This window comes from Flavobacterium sp. B167r, from assembly GCF_056824315.1.
Genome location: NZ_CP124859.1, coordinates 498505 through 510000 on the forward strand (window position 1 = coordinate 498505; position 11496 = coordinate 510000).

Annotated in this window: 14 protein-coding genes and 2 rRNA genes (1 of these 16 only partly in view); 12 read left to right on the forward strand and 4 right to left on the reverse strand. The window is 33.8% G+C overall.

Going from position 1 to position 11496, the window contains the following annotated elements; genetic code table 11:
• Positions 1-58: 58 nt before the first annotated feature.
• A complete protein-coding gene (locus tag QLQ96_RS02425; RefSeq protein WP_482494382.1) occupies positions 59-805 on the forward strand; it encodes an NUDIX hydrolase in 747 nt (248 codons plus the stop codon).
• 68 nt (positions 806-873) lie between these two features.
• Here QLQ96_RS02425 and QLQ96_RS02430 read toward each other — a convergent pair whose 3' ends face one another.
• Positions 874-1899, reverse strand: a complete 1026-nt coding sequence (locus QLQ96_RS02430; RefSeq protein WP_482494384.1) for a hypothetical protein — start codon at positions 1897-1899, stop codon at positions 874-876.
• A 187-nt stretch (positions 1900-2086) separates the two neighbouring features.
• Between QLQ96_RS02430 and QLQ96_RS02435 the strand changes: the two genes are divergently transcribed.
• The 8 genes from QLQ96_RS02435 (at position 2087) to QLQ96_RS02470 (ending at position 8953) form a co-directional block, all read left to right on the forward strand.
• Positions 2087-2602, forward strand: a complete 516-nt coding sequence (locus tag QLQ96_RS02435; RefSeq protein WP_482494386.1) for an RNA polymerase sigma factor — start codon at positions 2087-2089, stop codon at positions 2600-2602.
• A 51-nt stretch (positions 2603-2653) separates the two neighbouring features.
• Positions 2654-3553: a FecR family protein gene (locus QLQ96_RS02440; RefSeq protein WP_482494387.1), complete on the forward strand. Its 900-nt coding sequence runs from the start codon at positions 2654-2656 to the stop codon at positions 3551-3553.
• A gap of 102 nt (positions 3554-3655) precedes the next feature.
• Positions 3656-6088, forward strand: coding sequence for a TonB-dependent receptor (locus QLQ96_RS02445; RefSeq protein ID WP_482494388.1), 2433 nt, complete (start codon positions 3656-3658; stop codon positions 6086-6088).
• 133 nt (positions 6089-6221) lie between these two features.
• Complete coding sequence (locus QLQ96_RS02450; RefSeq protein ID WP_482494389.1) at positions 6222-6626, forward strand: OB-fold protein; 405 nt, start codon at positions 6222-6224, stop codon at positions 6624-6626.
• 6 nt (positions 6627-6632) lie between these two features.
• Positions 6633-7475 (forward strand): DUF5777 family beta-barrel protein, encoded by an 843-nt coding sequence (locus tag QLQ96_RS02455; protein ID WP_482494391.1) that lies wholly within the window; start codon positions 6633-6635, stop codon positions 7473-7475.
• Positions 7476-7499: 24 nt separating this feature from the next.
• A complete protein-coding gene (locus QLQ96_RS02460; protein ID WP_482494393.1) occupies positions 7500-7910 on the forward strand; it encodes a cytochrome c in 411 nt (136 codons plus the stop codon).
• A gap of 2 nt (positions 7911-7912) precedes the next feature.
• Entirely contained in the window at positions 7913-8464 is a 552-nt protein-coding gene (locus QLQ96_RS02465) for a YceI family protein (RefSeq protein ID WP_482494394.1), read from the forward strand.
• 93 nt (positions 8465-8557) lie between these two features.
• On the forward strand, positions 8558-8953 hold the full coding sequence (locus QLQ96_RS02470) for a hypothetical protein (RefSeq protein WP_482494395.1): 396 nt from the start codon (positions 8558-8560) through the stop codon (positions 8951-8953).
• A gap of 386 nt (positions 8954-9339) precedes the next feature.
• Here QLQ96_RS02470 and QLQ96_RS02475 read toward each other — a convergent pair whose 3' ends face one another.
• Positions 9340-9540: a YqaE/Pmp3 family membrane protein gene (locus tag QLQ96_RS02475; protein WP_482494396.1), complete on the reverse strand. Its 201-nt coding sequence runs from the start codon at positions 9538-9540 to the stop codon at positions 9340-9342.
• A 211-nt stretch (positions 9541-9751) separates the two neighbouring features.
• Here QLQ96_RS02475 and QLQ96_RS02480 point away from each other — a divergent pair, with 211 nt between their 5' ends.
• The 3 genes from QLQ96_RS02480 to QLQ96_RS02490 all read left to right on the forward strand — a co-directional run bounded on the left by QLQ96_RS02480 (position 9752) and on the right by QLQ96_RS02490 (position 10548).
• Positions 9752-9889 carry a hypothetical protein gene (locus tag QLQ96_RS02480; RefSeq protein WP_482494398.1) on the forward strand — a complete coding sequence of 46 codons (138 nt, stop codon included), beginning with the start codon at positions 9752-9754 and terminating at the stop codon, positions 9887-9889.
• 29 nt (positions 9890-9918) lie between these two features.
• The gene (locus QLQ96_RS02485) at positions 9919-10161 is read left to right on the forward strand and encodes an alpha/beta hydrolase (protein WP_482496908.1); all 243 of its coding nucleotides are present in this window, start codon (positions 9919-9921) and stop codon (positions 10159-10161) included.
• A gap of 114 nt (positions 10162-10275) precedes the next feature.
• Positions 10276-10548, forward strand: a complete 273-nt coding sequence (locus tag QLQ96_RS02490) for an alpha/beta fold hydrolase (RefSeq protein ID WP_482494400.1) — start codon at positions 10276-10278, stop codon at positions 10546-10548.
• 567 nt (positions 10549-11115) lie between these two features.
• Here QLQ96_RS02490 and rrf read toward each other — a convergent pair.
• Positions 11116-11225 (reverse strand): 5S ribosomal RNA (gene rrf / locus QLQ96_RS02495).
• Positions 11226-11402: 177 nt separating this feature from the next.
• A 23S ribosomal RNA gene (locus QLQ96_RS02500) occupies positions 11403-11496 on the reverse strand; it runs 2789 nt beyond the window's last position.

Below are 11496 nucleotides of genomic sequence, written 5' to 3' on the forward strand. Positions count from 1 at the left end.
TGAAGGAATTTGACTTGTACCTATTAAAAAGTTTAAATTTGGAGCTAATTGTATCTCAATGGAATTTAAAAAACTACTCGAAATACGTTCTGAAGAGTCTTGGGAAAAATATATTCCAACACTTTCTATTGACTGCGTTGTCTTCAGTTTTCACGAAAATGAACTTCAGGTTTTGACTCTAAAAATGAAAGATCGAGAAGAATGGGGACTTCCAGGCGGTTATGTAGAAAAAGTAGAAAATGTTGATGACGCGGCAATTCGCATCTTAAAAGACAGAACTGGAACAGAAAATATTTATCTACAGCAATTCTATACTTTTGGAAATTTAAACCGCTCTGAATTTGCATTTGAAAAATACGATGACACTATCTGGCACAAACAGCGTTTTGTTTCTATTGGATATTATGCTCTTGCGGAACATGGACAAGTTAAACTAGATGTCGATGAATTTTCGAGCATTGTCAAATGGCATCCGATAGACAACCTTCCATTATTTATGATGGATCATAAAACTATTTTTGACAAAGCCTTAGTAACACTCAGAGAACAGCTAAACAATCATCCGATTGGTTATAATCTTCTTCCTGAGAAATTTACGATGCCGGAACTGCAGAAATTATACGAAGGTATTTTAGGAAAGAAACTGAACAGAGGAAATTTTTATCGAAAAATTCTACGCTATGATATTCTAACCAAATTAGATGAATCAAGAAAAGGTGGTGCACATAAAGCGCCAGATTTGTATAGTTTTGATTTGAAAAAATACAATGATGCGTTAAAAGAAGGTCTTAAAGGAAGTTGGTAAATTTTATTTCTTGAGTTTATTTTCAAACTCAAGCCTTTATTTTTCTTAGAAAACACTAAATAAAAAATCTAATTTTTTGAAAAATAGAGATAACTGCTTTCATTGCTTAAAGCACGAAGTCGTATGTCTGAATTGTTAATTTCAAATAAACTCCAACCGTAATAATTACCATTCAATTTTGAGAGTGGTTGCGAATTAAAAATCAAAACTAATTTATCAACTCCATATTGGGATACAAATTCCCACTGCCCTGTTTCTGTAACTGAACTTTTTGTTGCTGTAACTGATTGATCACTTTTGAAAACAAATGAATAGCCACTCAAAGAAGCGGTCTGGTCTGAAGTATAAAAAAAGTAAGGAATATTCCAAGAGCCCTTTGTTATAGTTTGTACAAAATCATACGAAGCGATATTGTTTTCTGGGCAGTAATCTATGGCATATTTAATTGCATTTTCAAAGTCTAAATTATTGGCAAGCGATTTAGTCTGACCACTATAATCTACAATAGAAACAGGATATTTTAAGGAAATATATTGGCTATCGTTCAGATTTGTTATAAAATTAAAAAATGTCTGATCGCTTACAATTGTCTGTGAACTTGCTACCTGATTGTCACTGTTATAAATATTAATTGTAATTGGATATTGAATATTAAGTCCGTTAATTTTAGATAATAAATCGGGATACATATTCCAGTAATCAATTAAGGTATCGAAATCATTCTGGTTAGGTATAAAATTTTCAATGTAATTGTAGTAAACCATCGTAACTGGAAAATCGATTTTTACAATATCGTCATCAGTAGTGCTAGCATTAATATTGTCAAGTACTTTTTGGTAATCTGCTGAAGAATTAAGTGCAATGTACTCATTGTTAACGGTGACTGAGTAAGGAAATTTTATTGTACAGTAACTAGAACCATCGACTGCATTATCCTGAACGGTCGCAACCATTGCCACTCGCTGTAAATAAGAAGTTAGAGGAGATTCTTTTGAAACGGTATTCTGCATGTTAGAACTCTGCTCATCTATTTCACTTTGGCAAGAGAAAAACAGAAAAGGTGCTACTAATAAATATTTTCTTAAAGACAGCATATTATGATTTTTACAAAGGTAATAAAATTTAGAAATTGGTTTTTAATTACTGAATCAAAGATCTTGGCGTAATACTAAATTATCAAAAGCCGATAGCATTTTATTCTTATACAAAACAATCTGGTTTGCTTCTACCCTACTTAAATTAAAAACAAATACTTTTGCATTTTCCAAACTGCAAATCTAAATGCCAAATAACCCCGAATCAAACACTTGTGATGAAATCATTTTTTCGTCCTTTTTCAAAAGCCAGATCAAAGCACTTCGCAATTTTCTTATTTACAAATTTGGGGATATGCAAAAGGCTGAAGATGTTGCACAGGAAGCTTTTTTAAAACTTTGGCAAAACTGTTCTTCAGTGCCTTTAGAAAAAGCAAAATCCTACGTTTATACCATTGCCAATAACAGCAGCCTCAATGAAATCGCGCATCAAAAAATAGTTCTCAAATATGAAAAAGATTTTACGGGACTTGATAAAACCAATCAGAATCCTGAATATCTTTTAGAAGAAAAACAATTTAAGGACAAACTTTTAAAAGCTATCGCAAACTTAAATGAAAAGCAGCGTGTCGCATTTTTGATGCATCGAATTGATGGAAAAAAATACAGCGAAATTGCCGTAGATCTAAATATCAGCGTAAAAGCAGTTGAAAAACGCATCCATTTGGCCTTGTTAAGTTTACGTAAAGAAATTGATTTATAAAAAGTAGGGTAAATTTAGTTCTAACTGTTTTAATAATATAATACCAGTAAAATGAAAAAGAATCAATTATTGGCCAAATGGCTTAGCAATGATTTGTCTGAGGATGAATTGAAGGCATTTGAAGCGAGTCCTGATTTCGAAAAATATCAAAAAATTAAACAATATACAGAGCATTTAGCAGTTGATGATTTCGATGAAAATAGCATGCTCTCCAATATTCTGAACGCTAAAAAAGAAACACCAAAGGTGATTCCGCTATACAGAACATGGTTTTTCCGTGTGGCTGCTATTTTTGTTTTGGCTTTGGGAATAGCTTTTGCATTTAGAATGCTGGCGCCTCAAACTGAAACGGCAGCTTTAGCAGAAAAAACGACTTTTTCGTTACCTGACAATTCTGAAGTAGTTTTAAATTCGGGTTCTGAAATACAGTATAAAAAATGGAATTGGAATAAAAACAGAAATCTTGAACTGCAAGGTGAGGCTTATTTTAAAGTTGCAAAAGGAAGACGCTTTGAAGTCGAAACCAAACTAGGAAAAGTTGCTGTTTTGGGAACACAGTTTAACGTAAAAGTCAGAAAAAATAGGTTTGATGTAGTTTGTTATGAAGGACGAGTAAAAGTCAATTATGCCGACAAACAAATTCTGCTGACTCATGGACAAGGTGTGAGCTTTGAAAATGGAAACCAGATAAAGATGCAAATTGCTTCAATGAAACCAGAATGGATCAGCAATCAAATAAGTTTTTACAAAGAAAATATTAGAACTATTTTGGATGAAGTTGAGAGACAATATAATATCAGTATAGAATTAAAAACAAAAGATACTGTTTCTTTATTCACAGGTAAATTGCCTGCCAAAAATCTAGATACTGCACTGCAGATTATCTGTACTACTTATAATCTAAAAGTTCAAAAAGTTTCAAAAAATAAAATAATTATTGCTAAAAAATAAGTGTTGCGCCCCAAACAATATCATTTTTTTTTCTGCCTCTTTTTTTTTCTCCTGAATCTTTTTGCTCAGGACAAAGGGAAAGCTGTGCCTCTGAGCAAAATATTGAGTGATATTGAACAGCAGCATCAGGTAAACTTTAATTATCTGGAAGAAAACATCTCCGGATTGCGGTTAATCGCTCCTAAAAATTCCTTTACTTTAGAACAGAAACTGCACTATCTTACTCAAAAAACAAATTTGTCTTTTGAAAATATTGATAACAAATTCATTAATATTTATAAAAATAATAGCGAAGAGCAAACAATCTGCGGTTATGTATTTTCGGCATTAGATAAAAAACCTATTGAAGATGCCAATATTAATTTGCCAGGAAAAATCCACTTTACGACAGATTCCAACGGTTATTTTGAAATAGCAAAAAGAGACAGAAACATACTTACTATAAGCCATATCGGATTTATCACTAAAAGAATTTCAGCAACCAACTTTAATTCTAAAAATTGCATTGAAATTTTATTAGAGCCAGAAATTACTGCACTCAAAGAAATAAAAGCAAATTCTATTTTGGCATCTGGAATTTCAAAAAACTCAGGCGGATCTTTTGAAATCAAACCTAAAAAATTTGGCATACTTCCCGGACTTATTGAACCCGATGCACTGCAGGCCATGCAACAGATTCCGGGTGTTAATAGCATTGATGAAAGTGTTTCAAGCATTAACGTGCGTGGCGGAACGCACGATCAGAACTTATTTTTATGGAACGGTATCCGAATGTTTCAAACCGGACATTTTTTTGGATTAATATCAGTATTCAATCCCAATTTGGCTCATACTATTTCCATATACAAAAACGGAAGTTCAGCTTTTTTCGGCGAAAGCGTCTCTAGCGTAGTTGACATTTCTTCTACTCCTGAAATTACAGAAAAAAATAGTTTTAGTGCGGGAATCAACATGATAAATGCGGATGTTTACGGAAAATATAATCTTTCGAAAAAGAGTTTTATAGAAATCTCAGCGCGTAAATCGATTACCGATTTTGCAGAGACTCCAACTTATAAAGAATATTTTAATAAAGTATTTCAGAATACGACGATTACCGACTTTAGTCAGAACCAAAATATTGATTACAAGAGCGATAAAAAATTTGGTTTTTATGATGCTACTTTTAAATATTTTCAGAAAATTGGAAATAAAGATCAGCTTATACTTGATTTAATCACCATTCAGGATAATTTAGAAGTTTTTCAAAGCGCGAATACATATGACATTTACAGATCAGAAGACAGCGAATTGCGCCAACAGAACTACGGCGGGAATTTATCTTGGAAAAGAAATTGGAATGCTTTTAATACCACCAAAATAAATGTTTACAATTCGGCTTACGAACTTTTAGGCAACCAAAAAAATAGTATTACTGATCAAACAGCGATTCAGGAAAATACGGTTAACAATAATGGAATCAATTTAGAAAACCAGCATATTTTGAATTCTAAATTTGTTTTAAATAATGGTTATCAGTTTAATGAAATCGGTATTACAAATTTAGAGCGTGTAAACAATCCGGATTTCTATCGCAGAGTTAAAGATGTATTAAAAACGCACGCTTTTATAGTTGAGGGAAAGTATAATGACACACTTTCAAGAATATATTTTAAAGCAGGAACTAGGCTCAATTATATCGAAAAGTTTAAAAAAATCATTATTGAGCCTCGTATTCAGTTTAATTACGGGATCAATAAAAACCTTCATTTAGAGCTTTTGGGAGAACTGAAAAGCCAGAATTCACAACAGATTATTGATTTACAAAAAGATTATTTCGGAATTGAAAAAAGACGCTGGATTGTTTCCAACAATGCCTCAATTCCGATCCAGAGAAGCAAACAGCTTTCTCTTAGTTTATTTTATAAAAAAAATGACTGGCTTCTGGATATTGAGAACTTTTATAAAAAAGTAAACGGGATTACCACATCGAGCCAAGGTTTTCAAAACCAACTGGAATTTGTCAGGACAACCGGCGACTATGAAGTTTTAGGGAGCGAAATTCTGATCCAGAAAAAAATGAATCACTTTTTAACATGGCTGAGCTACACTTTTAACGAAAATAATTACAACTTCCCTAATTACGAAATTCAACGATTTCCGAACAATTTTGAATTAACTCATACCCTTTCTTGGGCCGTAATGTATGAGGAAAATAATTTCAAAATTGCTTTGGGAACTAAATGGTCGTCAGGGAGACCAAAAACTTCTCCTGATACGGCATCAATTAATCCGTCAGATCCTGTATTGGCCTACCGCAGACCAAACGGTGACAATCTACATGTTTTTTCACAGGTCAATCTTTCTTCCACTTACAAATGGGAAACTGATAATGGAATTCAGTACAAAGTCGGAATATCAATTCTGAATATCTTAAACCGAAAAAACGAAATAAGCGAATACTACAGGATAAGTTCGCTTAACAATTCTATTGAAGAAGTAGAAACTTTTGCCCTACAGAGAACTCCGAATGTGAGTTTCAGAATTTCCTTATAACTTACTCGTTACAAGAATCATAAAGATCGCTTGTTCACTTTTTAATTTTTTTTTCAAAATTTTCAAATTCTTTGGTAGGGTAATCTTCGCTGAGGCTGTTTTACTATTAAATCCTATCAAAAAAGAATAAAAAATGAAAAGAAAAAAAACAGCCCTTCTTGTTGCATTGGTGTTGATTGTCGTTTCAGGAGGCATTTATTTTTATTATGGTTTTCTTTTTAAAGAAGCCCGTAATATCGCATCTGAAAAACCTGAAATCACCATTACTGCGGACTCGTTAATCGAGGATTATGACTCCGATCCTCAAAAAGCAGATTTAAAATATCTCAACAAAACTATTGAGCTAAAAGGTATTGTAACCAAAGAAACAGATTCTACCCTGACCCTTAAAAGTACTGTTTTCTGTCTTTTTAATGAAAAACTAAACAACAATCATCTAAATACGGTAGTGGCCGTAAAAGGCAAATGCATCGGATACGACGAACTGATTCAGGAAATAAAGTTAGACCAGTGCACCATTATTAAACCAAACAATTAAATAGTTATGAAGAAATTCTTAGTCCCTTTCTGCTTCTTTTTAGCCACTATGGCCTACTCGCAAGATGATTTATTGAAAAGCCTTGACTCTACCCAAGTGGATGGAAACTATCCAAATGCTGCTTTTAAGGCTTTACAGCTTGTCACACTGCAAACGACAAAAATGCCAGCCAAAAATGAGTTCTATTTTGTAGTCTCACATCGTTTTGGAACCGTAAAAGACGGTTTGGATAGTTTTTTCGGACTCGACAATGCTACCACAAAGCTAGGAGGTATTTATGGAATTACCGATTGGCTGTCTGCTAGTGTTTCAAGACATACTTTAAACAAAATGTACGAAGTTGGTCTAAAATACAGATTGGCAAGACAAAGCGATATTTTTCCTGTCGACATTGTTGGTTACAGCGTGGCCGATATCAATACTTTCTTAGAAAAAGAACAATACCCTGGTTTAGAGTTTAAACACCGAACTACTTATGTACAGCAGGTTTTGATTTCAAGAAAATTCAGCGAAAAATTATCTTTTGAATTAGTGCCTTCTTTTATACACAAAAACCTTTACAATCCAGATATTGAAAAAGACAATCAGTTTTCTTTTGGAGGTGGAGGCCGCTATAAAATTACCAAAAGATTATCTGTCAACTTAGAGTATATGCACAATTTTGACAAACCAGATTTTTACAAAAATCCTTTATCTGTAGGTTTAGATGTAGAAACAGGTGGACACGTTTTTCAGCTCATTTTCACCAATTCACAATCAATGAGCGAAAGCGGCTATCTGACAAATGCTTCGGGAGACTGGGGCAAAGGAGACTTCTTCTTCGGCTTTAACCTATACAGAGTATTTTAATCAACCAATAAAAAAAAACAAACTATGAAAAAAGCAATCGCCCTTATTATTTTACTAGCTGCATTTACAAGCTGCAGCGATTCGGATACTTATCAAGATATCGAAACCCCGCCAACGACGGAAAATCCGACTCCAAATCCAAACCCAAACCCTAACCCCAATCCTGAACCAGCTGCTGCTGTAACATATACTAAAAATGCAAAATCAATTATTGATGCTAATTGTATTGGCTGCCACCAAAGCGGCAGATCTGCTGGCTTCAGACCTTTAACGACTTATGCTGAAGTAAAAGCTGCAGTTGAAAATGCTGGTTTGCTAGGAAGAATTCAGCTTCAAACAGGACAACAAGGTATTATGCCTCAAGGAGGAAGAATGTCACAGGCAAATATTGATGTGATTGTGAAATGGAATACAGACGGACTAAAAGAAAACTAATCATGAAAAAATCATTTTACCATTTCCTAATCATACTGGTAACGTTTGCCTGCCATACAAATGGAACTGCACAAAAGTTGATTACCAAAACCGGAAATATCAAATTTCAAGCTACTATGCCTTCTTATGAAGAAGTGGCAGCCGAAAACAAAAGTGTTTCAGCAGTATTGGAGCAGTCAACGGGAGATTTTGCTTCATTGGTTCTTATAAAAGGATTTCGTTTTAAAGTAGCTCTGATGGAAGAGCATTTCAACGAAAACTATATGGAATCTGAAAAGTATTCTAAAGCTACTTTGAAAGGTAAAATTGTGGATTTTGATAGTTCTAAAATCACAAATACTCCGAAAAGTTTCACTCTTAAAGGCGATCTTACTATTCATGGAAAAACCCTGCCCGTAAGCATTGCTGTGAAGATTTCAAAAACTGCCAATGGTATAAGTCTGACTGGTTCTTTTGATGCAAAACCAGAAGATTATGATATCGAAATACCTAGCTTGGTAAGAAAGAAAATTTCAGATAAGGTTAGAATCGACTACAATTTTTTACTTAAATAAAAGCTTTCTTTTATTAACTCATTTAGACATTTAGTATGAGGCTGACTCATAAACAGCCAGCCTCATTTCTTATTAACTTCAAACTAAACTCAAATGATCTGCAAAAATTATACTGTTACAGGAGAAGATGTAAACGATTCTATGATAATGGAAAATACCGCTTACATTTCGTATACCTTACGATTACTATATCATTATTTATTTGGTCACGGATTTTCAAAACAGAGGCTCAATTCGCTGCAATTGGGATTTAAGGATGAAAAAAATGAATTAGTGCTATATAAGGATCTCATGTTCACGGAATCTTTTACAGCTCAGATCCAACACTGTCAAATTAATGACAGCATCAATATTGAAAGCCATTTTTTTAATTCAAAAAACGAGTGCTGCGTCAAAGTGACCAAAGAAGTAAAATGGTTTGATACCATCCGAAAAGAAAATATTTCTACCCCTTCACATATTCTTAAACATTTTGGAGCTAATCTATAGCTAAAATTGCAGAATATATCATTTCTGTTACAACTGATAAAGCCGATTTAGTGCAGAGGTAATAAAATTGCTAATGTCTGATGTTTAAATTGGCATACCTTTGATAAGGATATTTTATTGTCTTTAAATAAATGTATCCTATCGCAACTTCTAGAAATCATTTGGGAAATGAAACTTATTTTTCATCAATACCCAACGGCACATCCAAACCAAATTATTAGAGGCAGACTCTAGTAGTACGCCAATCACTTCAAATCCTCCAAAAAAAGATAGGAATTTGTTCTATCGAGGTCACAAAATTTAAAGTTCATCTTTTATATAATTGCCATCAAAGGCCTCTGAAAAACATTGTCATTTCCAGAGGGTCAATTATATAATTAGCTCATTTACTTCGATCTTACAGCTTTAATCAATTTAGCATTGCGTCTGTCTGCTCTTGAATTCTGAAGTGACACCACAGCCCATATAGCCGCGGGAATCCATCCGATAAGTGTGATCTGCAGAATAAGACACAGCAATGCGGTTAAAAGCTTTCCTCTCAAAAGGAAAGATAGCGAAGGAAAGAATATAGCGATTAATGTCATCATAGCTTTTAATTTTAAGATTAGTCGACACCAAACCTGTTTTGTTTCAAAAAATAATATTAAATAAAAAACAATATGATCTGAAGTTGCCTCCAAGTTTACAATAAAAAGTTAAGTTCACATCCCTTAAAACACACACAAGTATTTGAAAATAAAACAATTATAAATTTAAAATAAAAATTAAATTTACTGTAAATATTTTAAAACTTGTATTATGAAAAGAAATCAAAGACAAAATAGACAGTTTTATGCTTTTGCATTAATTTTTCTTATTAGTTTCATGAGTTCAAGAGCACAAAAAATAACTGTTCAAAATGCTCAAACATTGTTCTCGTACATGGTGCGTTCTTAGATGCTTCTGGTTGGGAACCAGTTTATATAATTTTAACAAAAAAGAGCTACAAAGTATCTGTAACACAGCATTCATTGAAAAATTTTGATGATGATATAAACACCATGAACCGAATTATAGAACAACAGGACGGTCCTTGCATTTTAGTTGGACATAGCTATGGTGGTGTCATAATTACGCAGGCAGGCAATAATCCTAAAGTAGCAGACTTAGTTTACATTGCAGTTCATGCTCCCGAAGAAGGCGAATCAAGAGCAGATTTAGTAAAATAATTTCCTTCCGCATACAAGTCCCTGATAAAGGGAAATGACGGTATATATTATATAGTCCCTGAAAAATTTCATGAGGATTTCGAAGCTGACCTTGAAATCAACAAAGCCCTTTTTATGGCAAATTCTCAGGTACCAACATCAGATAAAATTTTTAAAAGGATTGTAAATAAATCGGCACGGAAGACCAAACCAAGCTGGTATATGGTAGCTGATTCAGATAGGATTATAAATCCTGATTTGGAAAGATTTTATGCAAAACGCGCAAAAAGCATAAAGATAGTTGAAACAAAAGACAGCAGCCATGCAATTTATACTTCACGGCCAGAAAAAGTTGTCGATTTAATTAAAGATGCGTCAATTGCATCTTTATTGACTAAACCAAAATAGAAGTTCAATTTGTGTAAAAACCAGTATGCTTAAGCGGATTTCTCTTTTTCTTTTACATTTATAACTAAGGCGGCACTTAAAAAATCATTACGAGGTTTAGATATAGGAATTTTTCCAGAAATCTAAAAAAACTTCAATAAAAACAAATTAATACAAAAACTAAATTCAATAATAAACCACCAGTAAAATCTTTGCTTTTCAATGCACATTAAACGGTTTAAAGCATAATTTCTAAAAAGAAGAGCCAAGGTTCATCCATAAAAATCAATACCATTTAAACGCTAAAAATTAGTTTTTAAAAAACACAGCAGATAAGCAGCGGCAGAAAATTTCTGAATTTAGAACCGTCCCATTCCCAATTATGACGTTTCCCTCCGGGTCGGGCTGTACGCTGTATCTTTTGCTTCAGAAAGTTTAAGGAAAAAATTAGAAGCTTGAGGTTTGCGCAAAAGGATGCCGCTTGCATCCCTAACGCGGCCAGCAGCAAACTGAAGTTCTGTTTTACAGTTTATCCAAAACATTTTTTAAAACAGAAAACCCCATCCGATACGGATGGGGTTTTCCAAAGAAAGGCGACGACATACTCTCCCACATAACTGCAGTACCATCTGCGCAGGCGGGCTTAACTTCTCTGTTCGGGATGGGAAGAGGTGAGCCCCGCCGCAATAACCACCTTAAGGTTTTTAGTCCAAAGCCAAAGGTCATAAAGCTGCAAAGCCTTTCGGCTTTTGACTTTAATCTTTCGACTGAAAGACTGCTCTTGCGTCGAGCAAATATTTTAACATACTGGGATAAAGAAAAGTTTTTATCGTTTAGAAAGTTTCCTCCCCCGATCTGCATCGGGGGAAAAGGGTGTGCATAAGCTTACGGATTATTAGTACTACTCGACTATGACATTACTGCCTTTACATCTATAGCCTATCAACGTGGTCATCTTCCACGATCCTT